29 protein-coding genes are annotated in these 22,104 nt (G+C 33.9%); 5 read left to right on the top strand and 24 right to left on the bottom strand.

The genetic code is table 11. The features are described from left to right. Nucleotides 1–14 precede the first annotated feature (14 nt). From ACXJH6_RS06100 to pstS, 18 genes are all read right to left on the bottom strand, one after another. The gene (locus tag ACXJH6_RS06100) at nucleotides 15–392 is read right to left on the bottom strand and encodes an ExbD/TolR family protein (RefSeq protein WP_456470873.1); all 378 of its coding nucleotides are present in this window, start codon (nucleotides 390–392) and stop codon (nucleotides 15–17) included. Next, entirely contained in the window at nucleotides 389–937 is a 549-nt protein-coding gene (locus ACXJH6_RS06095; RefSeq protein WP_456470872.1) for a MotA/TolQ/ExbB proton channel family protein, read from the bottom strand. Before ACXJH6_RS06095 ends, ACXJH6_RS06100 begins: the two co-directional genes overlap by 4 nt. Then, nucleotides 918–1,298 carry an ATP synthase F1 subunit epsilon gene (atpC, locus tag ACXJH6_RS06090; protein ID WP_456470871.1) on the bottom strand — a complete coding sequence of 127 codons (381 nt, stop codon included), beginning with the start codon at nucleotides 1,296–1,298 and terminating at the stop codon, nucleotides 918–920. Before atpC ends, ACXJH6_RS06095 begins: the two co-directional genes overlap by 20 nt. A 2-nt stretch (nucleotides 1,299–1,300) precedes the next feature. Then, nucleotides 1,301–2,710, bottom strand: coding sequence for a F0F1 ATP synthase subunit beta (gene atpD, locus ACXJH6_RS06085; protein ID WP_456470870.1), 1,410 nt, complete (start codon nucleotides 2,708–2,710; stop codon nucleotides 1,301–1,303). Nucleotides 2,711–2,719: 9 nt separating this feature from the next. Beyond that, the gene (gene atpG / locus ACXJH6_RS06080) at nucleotides 2,720–3,601 is read right to left on the bottom strand and encodes an ATP synthase F1 subunit gamma (protein ID WP_456470869.1); all 882 of its coding nucleotides are present in this window, start codon (nucleotides 3,599–3,601) and stop codon (nucleotides 2,720–2,722) included. A 4-nt stretch (nucleotides 3,602–3,605) separates the two neighbouring features. Continuing rightward, nucleotides 3,606–5,111: a F0F1 ATP synthase subunit alpha gene (gene atpA / locus ACXJH6_RS06075; RefSeq protein WP_456470868.1), complete on the bottom strand. Its 1,506-nt coding sequence runs from the start codon at nucleotides 5,109–5,111 to the stop codon at nucleotides 3,606–3,608. A gap of 15 nt (nucleotides 5,112–5,126) precedes the next feature. Beyond that, nucleotides 5,127–5,642, bottom strand: coding sequence for a F0F1 ATP synthase subunit delta (locus ACXJH6_RS06070; RefSeq protein ID WP_456470867.1), 516 nt, complete (start codon nucleotides 5,640–5,642; stop codon nucleotides 5,127–5,129). Beyond that, a complete protein-coding gene (locus ACXJH6_RS06065) occupies nucleotides 5,642–6,139 on the bottom strand; it encodes a F0F1 ATP synthase subunit B (protein WP_456470866.1) in 498 nt (165 codons plus the stop codon). Before ACXJH6_RS06065 ends, ACXJH6_RS06070 begins: the two co-directional genes overlap by 1 nt. Further along, nucleotides 6,136–6,561 carry a F0F1 ATP synthase subunit B family protein gene (locus ACXJH6_RS06060; RefSeq protein ID WP_456470865.1) on the bottom strand — a complete coding sequence of 142 codons (426 nt, stop codon included), beginning with the start codon at nucleotides 6,559–6,561 and terminating at the stop codon, nucleotides 6,136–6,138. Before ACXJH6_RS06060 ends, ACXJH6_RS06065 begins: the two co-directional genes overlap by 4 nt. A 33-nt stretch (nucleotides 6,562–6,594) precedes the next feature. Then, entirely contained in the window at nucleotides 6,595–7,419 is an 825-nt protein-coding gene (locus ACXJH6_RS06055; protein ID WP_456470864.1) for a ParB/RepB/Spo0J family partition protein, read from the bottom strand. Then, entirely contained in the window at nucleotides 7,416–8,198 is a 783-nt protein-coding gene (locus ACXJH6_RS06050; protein WP_456470863.1) for a ParA family protein, read from the bottom strand. Before ACXJH6_RS06050 ends, ACXJH6_RS06055 begins: the two co-directional genes overlap by 4 nt. Continuing rightward, complete coding sequence (locus ACXJH6_RS06045) at nucleotides 8,195–8,806, bottom strand: biotin--[acetyl-CoA-carboxylase] ligase (RefSeq protein WP_456470862.1); 612 nt, start codon at nucleotides 8,804–8,806, stop codon at nucleotides 8,195–8,197. Before ACXJH6_RS06045 ends, ACXJH6_RS06050 begins: the two co-directional genes overlap by 4 nt. Beyond that, nucleotides 8,803–9,690, bottom strand: coding sequence for a methionyl-tRNA formyltransferase (gene fmt, locus ACXJH6_RS06040; protein ID WP_456470861.1), 888 nt, complete (start codon nucleotides 9,688–9,690; stop codon nucleotides 8,803–8,805). The genes ACXJH6_RS06045 and fmt overlap by 4 nt, the downstream gene beginning before the upstream one ends. After that, a complete protein-coding gene (locus tag ACXJH6_RS06035; protein WP_456470860.1) occupies nucleotides 9,687–11,306 on the bottom strand; it encodes an inorganic phosphate transporter in 1,620 nt (539 codons plus the stop codon). Before ACXJH6_RS06035 ends, fmt begins: the two co-directional genes overlap by 4 nt. A gap of 63 nt (nucleotides 11,307–11,369) precedes the next feature. Beyond that, nucleotides 11,370–12,161, bottom strand: a complete 792-nt coding sequence (pstB, locus tag ACXJH6_RS06030; RefSeq protein ID WP_456470859.1) for a phosphate ABC transporter ATP-binding protein PstB — start codon at nucleotides 12,159–12,161, stop codon at nucleotides 11,370–11,372. Continuing rightward, a complete protein-coding gene (pstA, locus tag ACXJH6_RS06025) occupies nucleotides 12,158–12,967 on the bottom strand; it encodes a phosphate ABC transporter permease PstA (protein WP_456470858.1) in 810 nt (269 codons plus the stop codon). The genes pstB and pstA overlap by 4 nt, the downstream gene beginning before the upstream one ends. After that, nucleotides 12,964–13,980, bottom strand: a complete 1,017-nt coding sequence (gene pstC, locus ACXJH6_RS06020) for a phosphate ABC transporter permease subunit PstC (RefSeq protein WP_456470857.1) — start codon at nucleotides 13,978–13,980, stop codon at nucleotides 12,964–12,966. The genes pstA and pstC overlap by 4 nt, the downstream gene beginning before the upstream one ends. Before the next feature lie 16 nt (nucleotides 13,981–13,996). After that, nucleotides 13,997–14,998, bottom strand: coding sequence for a phosphate ABC transporter substrate-binding protein PstS (gene pstS / locus ACXJH6_RS06015; RefSeq protein ID WP_456470856.1), 1,002 nt, complete (start codon nucleotides 14,996–14,998; stop codon nucleotides 13,997–13,999). Nucleotides 14,999–15,105: 107 nt separating this feature from the next. Between pstS and ACXJH6_RS06010 the strand changes: the two genes are divergently transcribed. Genes ACXJH6_RS06010 through ACXJH6_RS06000 form a run of 3 tightly spaced genes read left to right on the top strand, consistent with a single transcriptional unit; the run spans nucleotide 15,106 to nucleotide 17,061 of the window. After that, nucleotides 15,106–15,660, top strand: a complete 555-nt coding sequence (locus tag ACXJH6_RS06010) for a PhoU domain-containing protein (protein WP_456470855.1) — start codon at nucleotides 15,106–15,108, stop codon at nucleotides 15,658–15,660. 13 nt (nucleotides 15,661–15,673) lie between these two features. After that, a complete protein-coding gene (locus tag ACXJH6_RS06005) occupies nucleotides 15,674–16,303 on the top strand; it encodes a response regulator transcription factor (RefSeq protein WP_456470854.1) in 630 nt (209 codons plus the stop codon). After that, a complete protein-coding gene (locus tag ACXJH6_RS06000) occupies nucleotides 16,300–17,061 on the top strand; it encodes a sensor histidine kinase (RefSeq protein ID WP_456470853.1) in 762 nt (253 codons plus the stop codon). The genes ACXJH6_RS06005 and ACXJH6_RS06000 overlap by 4 nt, the downstream gene beginning before the upstream one ends. On the opposite strand, the gene ACXJH6_RS05995 is transcribed toward ACXJH6_RS06000, so the two are convergent. The 6 genes from ACXJH6_RS05995 to ACXJH6_RS05970 form a co-directional block, all read right to left on the bottom strand. Beyond that, nucleotides 17,027–17,152, bottom strand: a complete 126-nt coding sequence (locus tag ACXJH6_RS05995; protein WP_456470852.1) for a tRNA uridine 5-carboxymethylaminomethyl modification protein — start codon at nucleotides 17,150–17,152, stop codon at nucleotides 17,027–17,029. The two genes, ACXJH6_RS06000 and ACXJH6_RS05995, sit on opposite strands and share 35 nt — an antisense overlap. Further along, nucleotides 17,145–17,441 carry a hypothetical protein gene (locus ACXJH6_RS05990; protein WP_456470851.1) on the bottom strand — a complete coding sequence of 99 codons (297 nt, stop codon included), beginning with the start codon at nucleotides 17,439–17,441 and terminating at the stop codon, nucleotides 17,145–17,147. The genes ACXJH6_RS05995 and ACXJH6_RS05990 overlap by 8 nt, the downstream gene beginning before the upstream one ends. Nucleotides 17,442–17,627: 186 nt before the next feature. Beyond that, nucleotides 17,628–19,499, bottom strand: a complete 1,872-nt coding sequence (mnmG, locus tag ACXJH6_RS05985) for a tRNA uridine-5-carboxymethylaminomethyl(34) synthesis enzyme MnmG (protein WP_456470850.1) — start codon at nucleotides 19,497–19,499, stop codon at nucleotides 17,628–17,630. Next, nucleotides 19,486–20,271 carry a hypothetical protein gene (locus ACXJH6_RS05980; protein ID WP_456470849.1) on the bottom strand — a complete coding sequence of 262 codons (786 nt, stop codon included), beginning with the start codon at nucleotides 20,269–20,271 and terminating at the stop codon, nucleotides 19,486–19,488. Before ACXJH6_RS05980 ends, mnmG begins: the two co-directional genes overlap by 14 nt. Continuing rightward, nucleotides 20,271–20,579, bottom strand: coding sequence for a flagellar motor switch protein FliN (gene fliN, locus ACXJH6_RS05975; RefSeq protein ID WP_456470848.1), 309 nt, complete (start codon nucleotides 20,577–20,579; stop codon nucleotides 20,271–20,273). Before fliN ends, ACXJH6_RS05980 begins: the two co-directional genes overlap by 1 nt. After that, a complete protein-coding gene (locus tag ACXJH6_RS05970; RefSeq protein ID WP_456470847.1) occupies nucleotides 20,579–20,980 on the bottom strand; it encodes a hypothetical protein in 402 nt (133 codons plus the stop codon). Before ACXJH6_RS05970 ends, fliN begins: the two co-directional genes overlap by 1 nt. Nucleotides 20,981–21,020: 40 nt before the next feature. Here ACXJH6_RS05970 and ACXJH6_RS05965 point away from each other — a divergent pair, with 40 nt between their 5' ends. Then, complete coding sequence (locus ACXJH6_RS05965; protein ID WP_456470846.1) at nucleotides 21,021–21,758, top strand: sulfite exporter TauE/SafE family protein; 738 nt, start codon at nucleotides 21,021–21,023, stop codon at nucleotides 21,756–21,758. Nucleotides 21,759–21,760: 2 nt separating this feature from the next. Then, the coding region (locus ACXJH6_RS05960) for an excinuclease ABC subunit A (RefSeq protein ID WP_456470845.1) at nucleotides 21,761–22,104 on the top strand (344 nt) is incomplete at its 3' end.

Raw genomic sequence — 22,104 nt, 5'->3', positions numbered from 1 at the left:
CGAAACAAGAAGCCTCATTTCGTTAAAAGTCCTATTTGAGAAAATCCTGTTTTAACCACAGCTGCATAAACCTTCATAAATTTATCGTATTTAATATTTTTATCGGCCGCAATATATACTAATGCATTTTTATTGTAATTTCCGTATTTTAAATTAAAATTTTCAAAAAAATCTTTTAGCGGTATTTTCTGTTTGTTTACGATAACGTAATCAGCATTTGGAATTGTTATTGTAATAGTGGCTTTTTTAACAGCCGGGGTTGTTTTACTGCCCTCTGGAAGATTTACACTTTTTTCCTGATAAGTGGACACCGTTACGCTAACCATTAAAATGGCCAGCAACACGAGCATTATGTCCACAAAAGGAGTTATATTTAAATCAGGTTTTTTCATTTGCTAAGATACATATCCCTTTGCATTTTTAAAGTAGCTATTAAATCGTCGACTTTTTTAGCAAGAATTTGATGAAAACTATAAGCCGGGACAGCCACTATAATCCCTATAGCGGTAGCTATTAAAGCATCTGCAATAGCGGGTGCTATCATATTAATAGTCGTTACGCTTTTCATTCCCGCAAAAGCGTTTAAAATACCGACCACTGTTCCGAAAAGTCCTATAAAAGGCGCTGTAGAAGCCACTATACTTAAAAAAATAAGCCCATTCTTAGCCTGTTTTTTAGCGCCTTCTATACAGGCATCAAAAGTATACTTATTTATTTTTGACGCTTTTTCTATACAGCTTTTTAAAGATGAATTCATAGGAAAAACTTCGCTCATAACAATAGAATTAAGCGCTTCTTCTTCTCTTTTAACCCAAGAAATTAAAGATATATACTTGTAGATAAAAACAAAAAAGACAAAAAAAAGATAAATTCCAAGCCATCCGATTACTACAATGTTAACCGGATTACTTAGAATTTTAGATAGCTCTGGCAGCACTTTCTATCTTTGCCTCAACCGCTGCAACTAATGCATCAGAATCAGCAGCGTCTTTGATTAACTGTTTGGCTTTCTCAATAGCTTGGGCTATTTCACTTTCGCTGCTTCCCACAACAGGAACAGCACCGTCAACCAAAACATTTACATGGTCAGGAGTTACTTCAACATATCCCCAGTTAACAGCTATGACCTCTTCTTTTCCGTTTTCTTTTTTTATGGTTATAAGACCCGGCTGCAGTGTCGTTACTAAAGGAGAGTGTCCCTCAAGAACACCAAACTCCCCATCAATTCCAGGAAAAGTCGCTTCTTTAATTTCCCCTTGGAAAATTCTTCCAAGAGGAGTTACTATATCAATTTTCATTTTTAAGCCTTTTGTTGCATCTTTTTAGCTTTTTCAATCGCCTCGTCTAAATCTCCAACCATATAAAATGCGTTTTCCGGTAAATCATCAACTTTACCTTCAAGAATAGCTTTAAATCCTTCAATAGTTTTATCAAGAGTCACATATCTTCCATCCGCTCCTGTAAATACTTTTGCAACAAAGAACGGTTGAGAGAGGAATTTTTCAATTTTTCTAGCTCTTTGAACAATTAGTTTATCTTCTTCACTTAATTCGTCCATACCAAGAATTGCGATAATATCTTGTAAGTCTTTATATTTTTGCAATACTTCTTGAACTCCTCTTGCTACTTTATAATGTTCTTCACCTACGATTTGAGGGTCAAGAATTCTACTTGTAGAATCTAACGGGTCAACCGCAGGATAAATACCTTTTTCGGCAATTTTTCTGTTTAGAACCGTTGTTGCGTCCAAATGCGCGAAAACCGCTGCAGGCGCCGGGTCAGTTAAGTCGTCAGCCGGTACGTATACAGCCTGAATAGATGTAATAGAACCTTTTTTAGTTGACGTAATTCTCTCTTGTAATTGCCCCATTTCAGTAGCAAGTGTCGGCTGATAACCAACCGCACTAGGAATTCTTCCAAGAAGGGCTGACATCTCAGCACCAGCCTGGGCAAATCTAAATATGTTGTCGATAAACATAAGTACGTCTCTATTTTCTTCATCCCTGAAGTATTCAGCCATTGTAAGACCAGTCATAGCAACCCTGTTTCTACATCCCGGAGGTTCGTTCATCTGACCGTAGCACAGTGCAACTTTATCAAGAACCCCACTCTCTTTCATTTCATGATAAAGGTCGTTACCTTCCCTTGTTCTTTCACCAACTCCGGCAAATACCGAATAACCGCTGTGTTTATAAGCAACGTTGTGGATAAGCTCCATAATAATAACCGTTTTACCAACTCCAGCCCCACCGAATAGACCGGTTTTTCCACCTTTCATATAAGGACATAAAAGGTCTACTACTTTAATACCTGTTTCAAAAACTTCCATTTTAGTTGACTGTTCATCAAACGGAGGAGGGTCTCTGTGAATAGACCATCTCGGAACATCGGCAGGAATAGGTTCACCATTATCGATAGGATCACCTGTTACGTTAAAAATTCTTCCAAGAACAGCTTCACCTACAGGAACCTTAATAGGACCTCCGGTAGCTTCTACTTTTGTACCTCTTTTTAAACCGTCTGTCAAATCCATAGCAATAGTTCTAACTATATTATCACCAATTTGAGCCGCAACTTCAAGTACAACTTTTCTTTTTTTACCTTCTGCTTCAAACTCTACAATAAGCGCTTCGTTAATTTCAGGAACTTTATCTCCGTCAAATTCAACGTCGATAACCGGACCTAAAACTTGTATTACTTTACCTTCCATTTTACTCCTTTATTTTTTCTTCATAGCTTCGATAGCCGTTACTATCTCGATAAGTTCTCTTGTAACGTTTTCTTGTCTTACTTTATTGTATTCTAACGTTAATTGTTTTACCATTTCCTGAGCATTATTAGTAGCGGCATCCATAGCCTGCATTCTCGCACTATGTTCACCGGCTAGTGAATCTAAAAGAGTATAATACATTGTATACTCTAAATATTTTTTAACCAGACTCTCAAGAATCAATTCATAATCATCTGTAGGTTCCACTTCTAAAAATTCCTGAGAATCTTTTACTTCCACTTCAATAGGAAGCATTTCTTTAATATGAACCATTTGAGTAAGTTTGTTTACATACCCGTTATAAATTAAAATGATGTTATCAATTTCCTCTTCTACAAAATCGTTATATGATTTTTCTATCACTTCAGCCGCTTTTTTATAATCAGGCGATGAAGAAAGTCCAACTATTTCTTCATACATTTCAATACCGACAAATCTAAAATATTCGATAGCTTTTTTACCTATTACTTTAAGTCTTATCTTAACTTTTTTAGCTTTAAGCTCTTCAATTGTTGCAAGAGTCGATTTAATTGTCTGAATATTAAATCCGCCGCAAAGACCTTTATCAGCCGTTACTACGATAATATCAACTTTTTTTGGTTCTTGAATATTTGCAAATGCCCTTAAATTAATACTATCTTTAATAGATGAAAGTTTTGCCGAAATTTCTTTCATAACTTCGTCTATTTTCCTGGCATATTCTCTGGACATTAAAAGAGATTCTTCTGCCCTTTTAAGTTTTGCCGTAGACACGAGCTTCATTGCCCGTGTTGTTTTTTGAGTGTTTTTTACACTACTTATTTTTGATTTTAATTCTTTTAAAGTTGCCATTTAATTATCCTTCTGGATTGAACTGAGCCTTGAATTCTTCTAACGCTTTTTTAAGTAGCTCTTCAGTTTCCTCGTCAAGTTTTTTCTTAGTTCTGATATTTTCGAAAATTTGAGGATACTTAGTTTCAATAAACGGATAAAGCTCATCTTCGAATTTTCTAACTGCTTTTACAGGAATATCATCTAAATATCCTCTTGTACCGGCATAAATAATTACAACCTGTTTTTCAACAGGAAGCGGTTGATGAGCAGGCTGTTTTAAAATCTCAACAAGTCTTTGTCCTCTTTCAAGCTGTTTTCTACTAGCTTCGTCTAAGTCGCTCGCAAATTGAGCAAATGCTTCAAGTTCTCTATATTGGGCAAGTTCAAGTCTTAAAGTACCCGCAACTTGCTTCATAGCTTTAATTTGAGCGGCACCACCAACCCTTGAAACAGATAGACCTACGTTAATTGCTGGTCTTATACCTTTGTTAAATAGATTAGTTTCAAGGAAAATCTGACCGTCGGTAATAGAAATTACGTTTGTTGGAATATAAGCCGCAACGTCTCCACCTTTTGTTTCGATAATCGGTAAAGCCGTTAAACTTCCTGCACCGAGTTCATCATTAAGTTTAGCTGCTCTTTCAAGTAATCTACTATGCAAATAGAATACGTCTCCCGGATACGCTTCTCTTCCCGGAGGTCTTCTAAGAAGCAATGACATTTCTCTGTACGCATCTGCATGTTTACTTAAATCATCATAAATAATTAAAGCATGTCTTCCGTTATCCCTGAAATATTCACCCATTGTAACACCTGCATAAGGCGCAAGGAATTTTAAAGATGCAGCTTCAGAAGCGCTTGCATTTACAACAATAGTATATTCCATTGCTCCATGCTCTTCAAGAATTCTTACTATATTGGCAACAGTAGATTGTTTTTGTCCAATAGCCACATAAATACAAATAACATCTTCACCTTTTTGATTTAGAATAGTATCTATAGCAACGGTAGTTTTACCTGTTTGTCTATCACCGATAATAAGTTCTCTTTGCCCTCTTCCGATAGGAACAAGTGCGTCAATAGCTTTAATACCTGTTTGAAGAGGCTCATGAACAGATTTTCTAGCCATAATTCCAGGCGCTTTTTCTTCCACATATCTGTATTCAGCAGCTTCTATTTCACCTTTACCGTCAATCGGTTCACCAAGAGCGTTTACAACCCTTCCTATCAACCCTTCTCCAACAGGAACAGAAATCAGTTTTCCAAGTCTTTTTACACTGCTCCCTTCAACGATTTCAGTACCTTTACCAAGTACAACCACCCCAACGTTATCTGCTTCAAGGTTAAATACCAAACCTTTTTCACCAGTTTCAAACTCAACCATTTCACCAGCCATTGCATTTGTAAGACCGTAAACTTTAGCTATACCGTCAGCAGAATAAATAACTTTTCCGACTTCTTCAACATCTACTTTCAGTTCGTAGTTTTCAATTCTCTCTTTTATAATTTGCGTGATTTCCTGTACCACTTAAACTCCTTTCGTTTAGATTGCTTTTAATATTTGACTCAATAAATCTTGTTTGATTCTATCTTCTAAAATAGAAACCTCAACATTTAACACATCAACAAATACTTTAATACCGTTTAAATCTACATCTTTCAACTGTAATTTAATTGTTGCATTAAACTCTTTTGAAAGTTTTTCTTCAATCGCTTTTAAAGTATCTTCGCTAACTTTACCTTCAACCAAACCTGCATAAGTGTTAAAGAGTTTAGATACTTTTTCATACACACTTTGATGAATCTCTTTTAAGAGGTCTACTCTTTTATTTTCAAGTAAAATTTTAATAAAATTTACAAATTTTGGATTATTGCTTTCTCCTATTTCTTGTAAAATTTTTACTTTTTCTTCTAACGTTAAAAGAGGAGATTTAACAATCAAGATAAATTTAGGATTTTTAGCCACCAATGCAAGTCTTGCAACAGCTTCGTAAACTTCTACAATTTCATCCTCGCTTAATGCCGCTAATAAAGCTTTTGTATACTTTTCAACTATCATTATGCCGCCTTTAATATAAGTTTTGCTGCATCTTCGCTTGTAATATGGATATCTTTAAGAATCTCTTCCATAAACTCTTTAACAGCCTCTTGTTTTGTTTTTCTAATTTCAGATTCTTTAAACTCTTCAAAATGTTTTTGAAGTAATGTTATTTCTTCTTCTACTTGAGCTTTTATTTTACTTTCAACAAGTTCTGCTTCTTTTTTTGCGGTTTTTATAATTTCTTCCGCAAGTTTTTTAGCTTCTTCAAGTTCAGCTTTTAAAGCCTCTTTCTTTGCTTTTGACTCTTTTAATTTCTCTTCAATTTCCTGAAATTTTCTCGCAATACTTTCTCTTCTTTCGGCAAAAAATCTTTTTATCTTATCTCCTACAAGATACCACAGCAATGCAACAAAAATTAAAAAGTTTATCGTTCTTGGAATAATATCGGTACCACCATTTGCAGCTTCGTTAGCAAATAAAGCTACACCGCTTAATACTAAAAGAAGTTTTTTCATGCCGCCTTCCTTATTTTGTTTTCAATAAGTGATTTAATATCCTCTTTATCTTTTAAGAGTTCATTTAATATTTTTTCTTTTTCTTTTTGAAGTTCAAGTTTTAAAGACTCTTTTGCCTCTTCTATCTCTCTTGCTTTAAGAGCTTTAATTCTTTCGGCTTCTTCACTTGCTTTCATTTTAGCCTCTTCAACTATTTTTCTTGCATCGTCTCTTGCAAGTTTTAAAATAGTCTGAATTTCTTCTTCAATTTCTTTTGTTTCTTCAGTGTTTTTCGAAATCATTTCAAGTTCTGTTTTCAACTTTGCTTCTCTTTCATCCATAAACTTAACCAACGGATCAAAAAGCCACATCTTTAAAAGCACCATAGTGATTAAAAAGATACCGGCTTCTATCAGCATAACGCCAATATTTAAGTCTAACATCAAATCTCCTTTTTGTGAAATTTTAACATAAATTTAATTTGTATTGTCCAAAAGTTTTTTCAATTTTTCTAAATCTGTTTCTTTTTTAAACTTTATTTTTATATAGTCTTTTCCTATTTCAGTTTTTAACCCCATCTTTTTTAAAAAGCTGCTTATTTCTACAATCTCTTCATTTATTTTTTCTTCTTTAGGTTCTTTTAAAGTTTTTATAAATTTTTCAGTTTCTCTTACGTTTAAATTTTCTTTTTCTATTTTTTCTACTACTTTTTCTATTTTATCCTCAGGCAAAGAAACTAATATTTTTGCATGCCCAAAAGAAATTTCCTGTTTTTTTATTTTATCTATTATTTTTTCGGGAAGATTTAAAATTCTGAGCATATTTGTAACATAACTTCTACTTTTACCCAGATTCTTAGCAAGTTCGTCATGAGTATAACCGTGTTTTTTTATTAACTCATGAAGACTTAAAGCTATTTCTATCGGATTTAAATCTTCTCTTTGAATATTTTCTATTAAAGCGTATTCTCTTAAATCATCAAGCGTATAATCAACGACAATTGCTTTTATTTTATCTTTTCCAAGTTTTTTAGTAGCCCTTAATCTCCTCTCTCCGGCTACTAAAATATAATTTTCCTCATCTTTTTTAATAACCAGTACCGGTTGTAAAAGTCCATGTTTTCTTATTGAACTCGCAAGTTCTTCAATAGATTTTTCATCAAACTCACGTCTAGGCTGATAAGGGTTTGGAACTATTTTTTCTATTTCGATTTCGTTAACACCGCTTTTAGGAAGGCCTTTTAAATATCCCGCTTCTGCATCTTCTAAAATAGCTCCTAAACCACGGCCAAGTCTTTTCATTCGTTACTCTCCAATATTTTTTTAGCAAGCATTTCATAAGCTATAGCCCCGCTGCTTTTTATATCGTATAAAATAATGGGTTTGCCGAAACTCGGGGCTTCTGCAAGCCTTACGTTTCTTGGGATAATAAGAATATTGCCCTGCTCGTTTATAAAAAGCATATCTCTAAAATGCCTTACCAAATCGGCTAATACCTGTTTTGAGAGATTATTTTTTTTCGAATACATAGTAGGCAAAAGACCTTTTATCTTCAATTTAGGATTTGTGGTGTGCTGTAAAAGTTTTATGGTTTTCATAAGCTGGGCTAAACCTTCAAGAGCAAAAAATTCTGTTTGAGTAGGAATTATAACACTATCGCTTGCATTAAGGGCGTTTATGGTAATAAGACCTAAGGTAGGAGGAGTGTCTATTATTATGTAATCATAATCGGTATTTAAGTCTTTAATTCTTTTTTTTAATATCATTTCTTTATCTTCAAAATCTTCAAACTCTCTTTCAATCCCTACAAGACCTATATTAGAAGGAATTAAATCAAGAGTCGGCAATGTAGTATTTAATACAACTTCATTAATATTTTTACTGCCTATAAGCACATGATAGAGATTATATTCATAATCGTTCTTATAAAATCCAAGAGACGATGTTGCATTCGCCTGAGGATCGGCATCAATCAACAATATTTTTTTATCCGCTATTGCCAAACTTGCGGCAAGATTAACCGCGGTGGTTGTTTTACCGACCCCACCTTTTTGATTAGCCACTGAAATTACTTCTATCATCTTCTTGAATACACCTTTTTTCCGTTTTTCATCAAAGCGCCGTCTTTATCAAGCTCACCGTCGATGCCGAATATTTTTTTTGTTTTTTCAAACTCTTTTTTATATTCTTCAATCACTTTGTCAAATTTTGGCTTTTGTTCCAATCTTATAAAAAAGTTTTGCAAAATTTTATCATTTTTTATTTCAATATCCAAGCATCCGAATTCCTCAGAAGGAGAAAATTTAGTGTTTAAACCTATACCGCATACAATAACCTCTTTTTTCAGGTTCGTAATAACTCCCCCTATTTTAAGAGGTTTTTTACTTATTAAATAAATATCATTTGGCCATTTTAATACCGCACAACTTCCAAAATCGTTTAACGTTTTTTTAAAAATCCATCCAAAATAGATTGAAAAACTCTGAAGAGGTACATTTTCAAAAAAATTTAAAGGATAAGCAAAGGAAAAAAACAGATTTCCTTTTTTTCCTATCCACTTATTCCCCCTGCTTCCTATGCCGTCAACTTGGTAATCGCTCCAGACACACACAGGAAGCTTATATTTATCTAAATTTTTTAAAAGGTATTTTTGAGTAGAATCTATCTCTTCAAAATATATTATATTCATTCTAAAATATTTTGCCCCGTTTTTAATCTCTTTCCGTTTACATAATCAACGGCAAAGACTTCTTTTTTACCCGGCACTTGAACTTTAATAAGCTTAATCCTGCCTTCTTTACAGCCTACAATCACCCCCTCACCGTCTATTTCAATAATCTCGCCTGCATTGTTTTTAGAATCGGTATCAATTAATTCCATTTCGTTTATTTTAAAATTTTGGGTAAAAATTCCAGGCCATGGCTGAAAAGCCCTGTATTTCCTGTCAATTAATTCAGCACTGTTAAAATCCACAAATCCGTCTTGCTTTTTTATTTTAGGAGAGTAAGTTGCAAAAATATCGCTCTGTTTTAGAGGTTTTATATTTGAAAAATTATCAATTGTATAAATTATCTGTTTTGCGGCTATATCAGCCAGCTCATTAAACAAATCTATACTTGTTTTTCTGCCTACCTCCGTATAATCCCAACACAAAATATCTCCCGTATCAAGCCCCTCATCCATAAGCATTGAAGTAACACCTGTATATTTGTCACCGTTTAAAATAGCGCTTTGAATAGGACTAGCACCTCTGTATTTAGGAAGAAGCGAAGCATGAAGATTTATGCATGGGGCCGTATTTAAAACATTTCTAGGAAGTAAAAGTCCATATGCCGCAACCACTATAAAATCTGGATTAAATCTTTTAAGATTTTCATTTTTTAAACTGCCTGGAGTAAAAACTTCAAAACCTTTTTCAAGAGCATATCTTTTAACCGGAGTTGGGGTCAATATTTTTTTTCTTCCCACCGGTTTATCGGGCTGAGTATAAACGGCAGTAATGTTATGCTTTTTAGCCAGAGCATCCAAAATTTTTACGGCGTAATCGGGACTTCCCATAAAAACTATATTCATAACATCATACCCTTAATCATGAAAAATATCATAGCCGCAAGCAATGCCGCTACAGGCACTGTTATAATCCATGCCGCAATTATTTTTTTGAAAAGGTCTCTTTTAACATATTTTACTTTTTCCTCTTTTTTAAGGATTTTTTTGTATCTTTTTAAAGCTTTTTCCAAATCTTCAATAATTTCTATAAGCTCTACAATTCTTTTGTAATCATCTTTACTTTTATCAGCTTTTTCCTGCAATTCTTTAAGTTCAAGCTCATATGTTTTTAGTTTTTTTTCTATTTCTTTTAGTTCTTTTTCAATTTCATCTTCTTTTTGTTCAACCAAATGAAGCCATTCTCTTAAAAATCCAACTCCAAATATAGCGCCTATAGCAATATGTGTAGAACTGACAGGAAGACCCAGCTGGGAAGCTATAATAACCGTAATAGCCGCCGCAAGCGCCACACAAAAGCCTCTAATAGGATCTATTTTTGTAATTTCATTTCCCACCGTTTTGATAAGTTTAGGTCCGTATAAAGCCAGACCTATGGAAATTCCGACAGCCCCTATTGCCATTACCCAAAAAGGAATGGAAGATTTTGGAGAAATTCCGCCGTTCATAACGGCATCGGCAATTGCCGCAAGAGGTCCTACTGCATTTGCCACGTCATTTGCCCCGTGAGCAAAACTCAAAAGAGCTGCGGCAAAAACCAAAGGCACCGTAAAATATTTATTTATTCCTTCTCTATCGTTTTTTATTTCTTCTTTTTTAAGTTTAGCAACCATATAGAAATATACGATTACCGCTAAAATTAAAGCGAAAATCGAAGCTACTCCGAATGTGGGTTTTTTCGTGTGAGGAAGAAAACTTAAAACATTAGTGATATCCACCCAAACGTTTTTTAAACCTTTCATAGTAAGATATGTAACAAAAGCCCATGTCATAATAGCGACATAAACAGGCACCCACTTTCTTGCCGCACTTACTTTATCTTCTTTAAAAATAATCGTCTTTTTTATTGAATAAAGAAAAGCCGCGGCTATTATTCCTCCAAGAACGGGAGAAATAACCCAAGAAGCGGCTATTTTACCCATCGTTGCCCAGTTTACTATAGCAAACCCCGCAGCAGCGATACCAGCTCCCATAACACCCCCTACTATTGAGTGAGTAGTGGATACGGGGGCTTTAAAGGCGGTAGCCAAATTCAACCAAAGAGCGGCGGCTAAAAGAGCGGACATCATAGCCCATATAAACATATTGACATCACCGTTAAAAGCATTTATGTCAATAATCCCTTTTCTAATGGTATTTGTAACATCGGCACCCGCTATAAGAGCTCCCGCAGCTTCAAAAACGGCCGCAATAATAATCGCACCCGTAAGACTTAGCGCCTTACTTCCAACAGCAGGTCCTACATTGTTAGCAACATCGTTTGCTCCTATGTTCATAGCCATATAAGCACCGAAAACAGCCGCTATTACCAAAAACAGATTATTCGGAACATTTCCGGTTTTTGCATAAGTAAATAAAATAACAACGGCGATAAACAAAAGACCTATTCCAAGTCTCATCAAATCTATACCGGCAGATTTTCTGGCTTTTTTTTCAAGTTTGGAGATAGTTTGAAGTTCCATGAGCACCTCTTTTTTTTAAAGAATTTTACAAAAAGAAAATAAATATGTAAATGGGGATAAGCATTATCCGAATTTTCCTGAAATATAATCCGCCGTATTTTTCTTTTTAGGATTTAAGAAAATCTGTTCGGTCGTTCCAAACTCAATCAATTCTCCCAAATACATATATGCGGTAAAATCACTTATACGGCTTGCTTGTTGCATATTATGCGTAACTATTACGATAGTGACTTTATCTTTTAACTTGGTTACCAACTCTTCAATCGCAACAGTTGAAATAGGGTCAAGAGCACTTGTGGGCTCATCCATCAAAAGAACTTCAGGTTCTACCGCAATAGCCCTTGCTATACACAACCTTTGCTGCTGACCTCCGCTAAGCCCTCTTGCATCATCTTTTAATCTCTCTTTTACCTCATCCCAAAGAGCCGCTCCTTTTAAAGCCGCTTCCACTCTTTCATTAAGTTCCTTTTTATCCTTTTTTCCCTGAAGCCTTAAACCGTAAGCTATATTGTCATAAATACTCATAGGAAAAGGGGTGGGTTTTTGAAAAATCATCCCTACTCTTTGTCTTAAGTTTATAAGTTCGTTTTCTTTTTTATAATTAAGAATATTTTCCATCTCTTTTGTTTTTTGATTTTTTAAAAGAATTTCCCCTTCATACCTGTTTCCGGGATATAAATCATGAATTCTGTTTAAACTTCTAAGAAGCGTCGATTTACCGCATCCGCTCGGACCTATAAGAGCAGTCACCTTTTTTTCATATACAGGCAAATTTATTTTTTTCAGACTTGGCTTTTCAGCCCCTGCATATGTAAAACTGAAATTTTTTATATCCATAACTTTTTCTAAATTCATCTTTTTTTCTCCTTAACTATATATCTTCCCAAAAGATTTATCACCAAAACAAACAGTGTTAGTAAAAAAGCACCAGCCCATGCAATATCCACTAAATTTTTATCCGGCATTGTAGAGAGATTATAAATGGCTACCGTTAAACTCGGAAATTCCCTGTTTAAATCAAGCGTAAAATATTCATTGTTTCCGCTTGTAAATAAAAGAGGAGCCGTCTCTCCTATTATTCTGGCAAAAGCCAATAAAAATCCGGTCATAATTCCGACTTTCGCCGCTTTTAAAATAATATCGAAAATAACTTTATATTTAGGAGCCCCAATAGCAATTCCGGCTTCTCTAAGTTCTCTTGGAACGAGTCCGAGCATATCATCCGTAGTTCTTACAATAACAGGTATCATCATAACGGCAAGAGCCAAAGCGCCTGCCCAACCGCTCATATGGCCAAACGGCATTACCACAATTGCATAAATAAACGTCCCGATAACAATGCTAGGAGCCGACATCATAACGTCTGAAAGATTTCTTATAAACGCGGCGTATTTATTTCCAAAAGAGTATTCCTGAAGATAAATACCTGCAATCATTCCTATAGGAACACCTATTATAACCGCCAAAAACGCCAAAATAAACTGCCCGATTAATAGATTTCTAAGCCCGTTATTAACTAAATCATTCGTAAAAATATGAATATTTAAAGCATTTATGCCTTTTAACGTAAGGGTAATTAAAATCCAAAATAAAAATATTAATCCCATTAAAGCGGCAAGAGTCGATAAAAATAAAACTATTTTATTGATAACAAGCCTCATTTTTTATCCCTTAAAAAATAAAATTTAGCAAAACTTATAACAAGAAATGAAATTACGAATAAAATTAACGCCAAATAAAAAAGAGCGCTTAAACTCATACCGCTGCTTTCGGCAAAATTATTGGCAAGAACAACCGGTATGGAAACACTCGGGTCGGTAATTTTTTCAGGTAATTTAAACACTCCTCCTATAACAAAAGCAACCGCCATAGTCTCACCAAGAGCTCTGCCTAAAGCCAAAATCATACTTCCTATTATCCCGCTTTTCGCATAAGGAAAAATTACGTCTTTTATTACCTCAAATTTCGTAGCTCCCATCGCATATGCGGATTCTTTTAAAACATTTGGAGTGGTATTCATACTGTCTCTGCTTAAAGAAGCCATAAAAGGAATAATCATAATCCCAAGCACCAGCCCCGCTACCAAAAGACCGACACTGCCTCCTCCAAAAATCTTGCTAACAACGGGACCGAAATAAAAAAGCCCCCACATTCCGTAAATTATACTCGGAATTGCCGCCAAAAGTTCAATAGCCACTCCCACAGGTTTTGATATATAAAAAGGTGCGATTTCGCTTAAAAATACGGCTATTCCCATGGCAATAGGCACGGCAAAAGCCATAGCGATTACCGTAGATAAAACAGTTCCCACTATCGGAATAAGACCTCCGTAAATCACTTTTGAATTTTGAGATAAAGCATCTTCATCTTTTATTGCTATATCCTCTTTATCAGTTTGTATAATTTCCTCTTGGTCAACCGGAACATCTCCTCCGATATCTTCTTCTTCCACTACGATATTTTCATTGTCTTGATTTTCCAGTACTTTGTCTTGATTGTTTGAAGGTTTGTTTGGATTAATACTCACTCCCCACCTCGGGTCGATTAAAAATTTAATTCCGTATTCTTTAATCGCGGGTTTGGCATATAAAAACAAAACAACGAAAATACCGGTAAGCAAAAAAAGAATGGTAGTAGCACTTAAAGCCGATAATCTTTTAAAAATATTCTCCATCTATTTCCTTTATGACCTAATTTGAAGGGGCTATTCCTTTTTGCTGCCAATATTTTTTTATTTGAGCTTTTACACTGCTAGGAAGCGGTACATATCCGAGATTTTGAGCCACTTCATCATGGTCATAAGCATAACTGAAAAAGCTTGTAACTTTTTTATCGTTCTCACTCTTTTCTTGAGGTACCAAAATAAACGTAGCGGCGATTATCGGATACCCTTTTTTAGGATAAGCGATTATTTTATAAAAATCGTTTTTAGGGTTGAATCCGGCATACGCCACACCTTTAGCAAAGTTTTCAGGATTTGGTTTTACAAACTCTCCGTTTGCCGCCTGAAGCGTAGCCATTTTTAGATTGTTTTTTAGCGCATCCGCATAATCCACATATCCTATCGAGTACAGATTTGTTTTTATTGCGGCACTAACTCCGAAATTTCCTTTTCCGGCAATTCCCCTGCCCTGCTCGTCAGTAGGCCAGTTAATAAGTTTTTTAGCCCCGTAATATTTTCTCCAAAGAGAGCTCATTTTGCTTAAATAATATGTAAAGTTAAAAGTCGTTCCCGATTTATCGCTTCTGTGAACGAAAATAATTTTTTTATGAGGAAGTTTTTCATGCGGATTATATTTTACGATAATCGGATTGTCCCAATATTCTATAGTCCCTAAAACAATTCCCTCAACAGCGGCTTCGCTTAGTTTAAGATTTTTAACTCCTGGAATGTTGTAACTTAATACAATACCGCCTACCACTGTAGGGAATTGGTAAAGTTTGGCTTTTTTAAGAGTTCTTGGACTTAAAGGTTTATCGGTTCCTCCAAAATCAACATGTCTTAAAGCCACTTCTTTTATACCCGTTCCGCTTCCGGTAGGTGTATAATTTACTTTATTATTTGTTTCCTGATAATACCCTTTTATCCACTGTTTATAAACGGGATACGGAAAAGACGCACCGGTTCCGTTAATACTCCAGGCAAAAGAACTGACCGCTGCCATCGCAATTGAGGCTATTATTTTTTTCATATCTCTCCTTTTTGTTTTGTTGGCAAAATTATAAAAAAGAAAAATAACAATTCAATAACAATCCTAAAAAAGTCTCTATGATATAATTAACGAAAAAAGGAACAATAATGCTTATAGAAAAAAAACTAAACGAATTAAACGAAAAGTTTTATTTATATGTAAGCGCGATTGAGGAATCTTTACAAAAAAAAGATTTAACGGATGAATTTTTTTTAATAGACTTAAAAGAGTTTGACAATGAAATCATAAAGGTTTTAGCTCTTTATCATCCTCAGGGAGAATTTTTAAGACTCGCCGTAGCATATCTGAAAATAACATCTTTTTTAGCTAAAATTAAAAAATCGGTAAAAGCGTTTATAAAAAAATATAATTTCGAAAATGAAAAAATAGACGCCCTTTATCAAAACGCATTAAGCTCTATTACCACTTTGAAACTTTCAATCAAAAGCGATAATATTGAAGACGCCTACTCTACAATTATAAGTTACGAAAAAATCGCCGATGAAATATATAAAGAACTCGTACTTCAAATGAAAGAAGAAGAAAATATAGATATGATTTTAAAAACGTTAAATATCGCAAAAAAACTTGAAAGAATCAGTGACAGCGTAAAAACCATAGCAAAATATATGCTCTTTGCCAAAGAAGGTATCGATATTTAAATAAAGGAGAATTATGTTAATAGCCATAATCGAAGACGAAGAAGATTTACTAGAACTTCTTGAATTTAATCTGCAAAAAGAGGGATACGACGTGGTGGGGTTTTTAACCCCTAAAAAAATAAAAGACTTTTTAGAAGAAGAATCACCCGATTTACTTATAGTAGATAGAAATCTTCCGTTTATGGAAGGAAGCAGACTCGTAAAAGAAATAAGAGAAAAAGGCTATGAAATACCGGTAATTTTTTTAACGGCAAAAAACAGCGAAGAAAATATTTTAGAGGGCTTTGAAGCAGGCTGCGATGATTATATTACAAAGCCTTTTAACATAAAAGAACTGATTGCCAGAGTAAAAGCCGTATTAAAAAGAAACAGAAAATTCCATGATATCATCACTTATAAAAACGCAAAGCTCGATATAAACAACCATACCTTGACAATTGAGGGTATAGAAATACCTCTAACCAATAACGAATTTACACTTCTAAAAGTTTTTTTTGAAAATCCAAACAATATTATTCCAAAAAGTCAAATAGCCGATATTTTGGAAATAAGCGAAAAAAGCGTAAATGTTGCTATCAGCAGATTAAATCATAAAACAAATCTGCTTGAATCGATAAGAGGAATAGGATATAGGTTAAAATGAAAAAAATGCTTAAAAATTTTTTATTTAAAGAAGAATTAAAAGAGCTTGAAGATTTAAGAAAAGAAAATAAAAGATTAAAAAAAGAGAATAAAAAATTAAAAATAACAAACTCCTTTAAAGACGAAGTAATTTCAGCTATATCTCATGAATTCAAAAACCCTATTTCTATTATCAACGGATATATCGAAACTATAATTCATACAAATTTAGACGAAAAAACCAAAATGAAATTCTTAAAAAAAATTCAAAAAAACACAAAACGGTTATCAGAACTGCTTGATAGACTCTATTTAATAACCAAACTTGAAAATAAAAAACTCAAACCAAAATTTAGCGTCTTCAGAGTTGATGAATGCGCAAAAAATCTAATTGAAAGCATAGATGAGGAAAGAATTGTTTTAAAAGCTGAAAAAATATTAATTTACGCAGATAAAAATCTCTTTGAAATAATATTACAAAATCTCATCTCAAACGCTTTGAAATATTCAAAAAAAGAAATTACCGTAAAAATCGGCAGCATAGTTGAAGTTATCGATAAAGGCCAGGGAATAGAAGAAAAAGACATTGAAATGATTAAAGAAAAATTTTACAGAGTGGCGAAAAACGACTGGGATAATTCATTGGGATTAGGATTAACGATAGTGGAACATATTTTAAAACTTCACGGGACCACTCTTCACATAGAAAGCAAAAAAGGAAAAGGAAGCAGATTTTATTTTGATATTACTTCATTAAAAGATAAGGTATCCCAAGTATAATAGAAGTAAGTATTAAAAGTCCTATAAAAATCCCTCCCATAAACAGCCAGAAATTAAAAGGTTTTTTTTCGTTTTTATTTTCTTCATTCATTACATATCTCCTTTACGTCTCTAAAGCTGGCTTTTACATATGTCGTATCTTCCGGAGTGCATAAAAGCACCCCCTCATCAGGTGACATTAAATTAAACAAATCTTCAAGCGCGTCAATATTAAGCGCTTTATAACCCTTTTCTTTTATATAAGCGATGCTTTGTAAATCGTTTACAGCAAAAATCACTTCTTCATTTAATTTTTTTACAGCTTCAATAGCAGCGTCTATTCTTTTTAATCTATCTTCTTTATTTCTATCTCCGGTATAAACATAACAATACTTAATCATTAATTTCCTTTTTGGACTATTATAACAAATTAAGGCACTGACTAAATAAAGTAAAACAATTGTAAATTTTAATGTAATAAAAGCGTTAAAAAAGTGCACCTAAAGTGTAACGGTTTGCACTTTTTAGCTTTTAGGATATGTTTAAAAATTTGCTCTCTTGTTGAGCGTATTTAGTCAGTTCCCAAATTAAGACTTTTTCTCTCTCATTTTTATATACATATGAATAATATCAATAGCCGCAGGGGTCACCCCGCTGATTTCACTTGCCTGAAACAGAGTTTTAGGTCTTACTTTTTCAAGTTTTTCAACAACTTCACGGCTAAGTCCCGGAATTCCTTTGTATTCAAAATCTTCTGGAATTTTTACGCTTAACATCTCTTTCATTTTATCTATTTGAGATTTTTGTTTTTCGATATAGTGATGATACCTGCTCTCAATAAGTAACTGTTCAAGAGCTTCATCGCTTAAATCTTTAAGCTCAGGAACCAGTTTTAACAGTTTTTCTTTATCAAACGTATGACGACCCACTATTTTTCTAAGTTCCATTTTGCTTTGAATTTTTTCTTCACCCATTTCCTGAAGTTTAGCGTTTATTTCTTTATTAGGCGTCACAAACGTTTCATTTAGGTATTTCATACCTTTTTCTATTTCGTTTTGAAGTTTTTGAATTCTTTTATATGTTTCCTCATCAAGAAGTCCAAGTTCATAGCCTTTTGGTCCGAGTCTAAGTATCGCGTTGTCTTCTCTTAAAAGAAGTCTGTACTCGCTTCTGCTTGTAAACATTCTGTAAGGTTCATTTGTCCCTTTTGTTACCAAATCATCAATCAATACTCCTATATACGCTTCATCTCTTCTTAAAATTAAAGGCTCTTTTCCTTCTATTTTAAGTGCCGCGTTTATTCCGGCCATAATACCCTGAGCCGCTGCTTCTTCATATCCGGTGGTTCCGTTTATCTGTCCGGCAAAAAAGAGACCTTCAATCTGTTTTGTTTCAAGCGAGTGTTTTAAATTTGTCGGCTGAATAAAGTCATACTCTATCGCATACCCGAATCTGACGATTTTAGCGTTTTCAAGCCCCGGAATTGAATGAATAAAATCTTCCTGAACATCCATCGGAAGAGATGTTGAAAGCCCGTTTAAATAATATTCGGTCGCTTCAATTGTTTGAGGCTCTACAAAAACATGATGTCTTTCTTTATCAGGGAATTTATTCAGTTTATCTTCAATACTTGGACAATACCTTGGACCTATTCCCTCAATCTGACCCGTAAACAGAGGAGCTCTGTGGAAATTGCTTTTAATAATATCATGAGTCGTTTCGTTTGTATAAGTTATATAACACGGAAGCTGTTTTGGATTGAATTTGCTTTTATCCGTTCGGAAACTAAAAGGTTTAGGATTTTCATCACCCGGTTGAATTTCCATTTTTGAAAAATCAATAGTCCTTGCGTCAATTCTAGCAGTTGTTCCCGTTTTTAGTCTCTCAAGCTTAAATCCCAAATCTTCAAGGGATTTACTTATTTTTTTAGCAGGAAGTTCGTGAAATCTCCCGCCTTCAAGTTTTACGGGTCCAAAATGCATAAGACCTCTCATAAAAGTCCCGGTAGTCAATATAAGGGCTTTTGTTTTATATTCGTTTAAAAGGTTTGTCTTAACTCCGTAAACTTTTCCGTTTTTTACCAAAATTTCATCAACGATTTCCTGAGCTACGGTCAAATTCGGAGTATTTAAAATCTGTGTCCTCATCCAGATTCTGTATCTGTCCATATCTATCTGAGCCCTGCTTCCCCTAACGGCCGGACCTCTGTTTTCATTAAGTACCCTAAACTGAATTCCGGCATTATCGGTAGCAAGCGCCATAAGACCGCCAAGAGCATCTATTTCTTTTACAAGATGCCCCTTAGCAAGCCCCCCGATAGCCGGGTTACAACTAGCAGCCCCGATTTGTTCTACAAGCATCGTTAAAAGTAAGGTCTTTTTACCCATTTTCGCAGCGGCGTTTGCCGCTTCTATTCCGGCATGTCCTCCGCCTACAACTATTACGTCAAATTCTTTCATCAAACTCCTTTAATTCTTCTGCGTTTTTAATATATTTTTTAATTTCATCCATTTTATTTTGAAGTTTCAAAAATTCGTCAAACTCTTTAGAGCCGTTTTCAAATTTTCCGGGACTAATATGCACCATATTTTCGTCAAAAACATCAAGCAAAATATTACTGTTGCCCACCAAAATCAAATATTTTCTTCCGTTAAATTCAAACAATACAACCTTATTTTTAGGGTCTAACGGTTTTTGAACGAGCATACCCATATTCAGTTTTTTCATCTCTTCTTTTTTTACCGGAAGTTTTGGCATTTTTTTTCTCATAATCCAAAGGATTATAGCAAGAATTATTAAAATTGCAACAGAAACCATATAAGCCGTATAATCTATCCCTCCAGCCGGATTTTGAGCCATAAGGTCTTTAACTTCGTTATGTTGAGCTTTTATTTTTTCTATCCTAAAACGAATACCGTATCCTTCGGGCGTAAGGGCTACGGAAGTGGCAAATTTCTCAGAAGCGGATATTAAAATTTTAACTCCTTCTTTATAAGGAGAAATTGTTATTTTTCTTATAAAAAAATTTTCAAATGTTTTAGTAATGGTTTTATTATTGGATATACCTGATATATAAAATTCATTATCCGCTGTTTTTTGAACTTTTCCCGTAAATTTTTCATCTAAAGAGAGCAAAATATCCACAAACCTTTTATGTGGAAAAAAATTAACATTAATTAAGTTACCGGCAAAAAGAAAAGATATTGATAATAAAATAATCAATTTTTTCATTAATGCTCTTTTGTAAGATAATAAATAAGTGAATTGGCATCAAGCACTTCATTAAGCCTGATTGCCAGATTTTTTTCATAAACCATAACTTCGCCTTTTCCTATTATTCTTCCGTTAATATAAACTTCCGCACTCTCTCCGGCCGGTTTTTTTAAATCTATAATGCTGCCTCTTTGAAGATTTAAAATTTCCCTTATACTCATCTCCACTCTTCCTAAATCGCTTTCAAACAACACTTCCGTATCAAGAAGATTGGAATAATCGGGAATTAGCTGTTCTATTTCTTCATCTATTTTTTTATCTTCCACTACTTTTCCTTAAGAAGGATATAAAAATTAATACCGTTAAATTTAAAACACAACATTTCATCATATTCTATTTTCAATTTATCATAATCTCCTAAAAACTCAGGAACCGATATGTTGTATTTTATATTTCTTTCTTCGGCAACTACCTTAGAATTTCCTATAATAAGGTTCGTAATTTCGTTTGTCAAATCCTTTTCATCATATTCGGTATCTCCAAAAAATATTTCACTTACCATATCAAGCTTTTTTTTAGGTAAAACCAAAAAAACTTCATAATTTACATCGCCGCTTATTTCTATTTTACTCACCAATCCATGAATATCCTGCTCGTTACACTCTTTTAACTCGCCCCCAAGCGATTCGGCAAAATTTTCACACGCTTTTTTCAAAATATCAAACATGCTTTCTCCTTTGATATAATTTTATCAAAAAAGGTAAAAATTGATAAGCGCTATTTTAATTGGAGTAATTACAGGTTTTTTCTCAGGTTTTTTAGGAGTAGGAGGCGGCACTATTCTTGTACCCCTGCTCCTCCTTATAGGATTTGGACTTAAAGAAGCAATTGGCATAAGCGTTACGCAAATGATGTTAAGTTCCATTTACGGAAGTTATCTAAATTATAAAAAAGGTCTTTTAAAAATAAAAAACGGATTATCCTTGGCCTTAGGAGGAGCTATAGGAGCCAGTTTCAGCGGATTTATCGTAAAAAACACCCCAAAAGAAATTTTGGGAGCCGTTTTTTTAACCCTTGTATTAATTGCCATTATAAGATTCTTTATTACGGTAAAAGAACCAAAAGAAGAACCTCCCATCGATAATAAAAAACTTTTTTTTATCGGACTTTTTGTAGGAATGATAGCTATAAGCGTGGGAGTCGGGGGAGCTATTTTAATAACTCCCATTTTAGTCGGTTTTTTAAAATATAAATTAAAAACAACCGTAAGTCTTAGTCTTTTTTTTGTAATTTTCTCATCCATTTCCGGATTTATATCCCAAAGTTTAGCAGGACATATAAATTATACAGAGGGATTCACAATAGGATTAGCAAGTCTTATTGGAACATATTTCGGTATTAAGGCTTATCATAAAATAGACACGAAAACCCATAAAAAAATATTACTTTTCTGGTATATTTTAATATTCTTTGTTACAATGTACAAATTATATTTTAAAGGATAGTCTTGGATTTAAAACTGATAGCCGAAATAATAATAACCCTCATAATAGGATTTAGAATTTATATTTTAAGCACTTTCAATATAAAATCAGCCGCAGATAAACTTTTTGCCCTTTATTATCTTAAAAATCACCATCCTTTGCTGGGTTACGCCGTTATTTTTTACATTCTTGAAATTATTATGGTACAAATCATTCTTTTAAGAATCATAGACATAGTATTAATCATCATATTTATGATGGAACTTTTTTTAGTCTACCGCCATATTTTTATTTCTTTAAAAACAGATGACAGGGACGATTATCTCGATATAGTAATAAAAAGAATGTTTACAACGTTAACTTACAG

The organism is Caminibacter sp., from assembly GCF_053999135.1.
The sequence above is the reverse complement of the archived record's forward strand: the minus strand, read 5'-3'. Positions and strand labels throughout refer to the sequence as shown.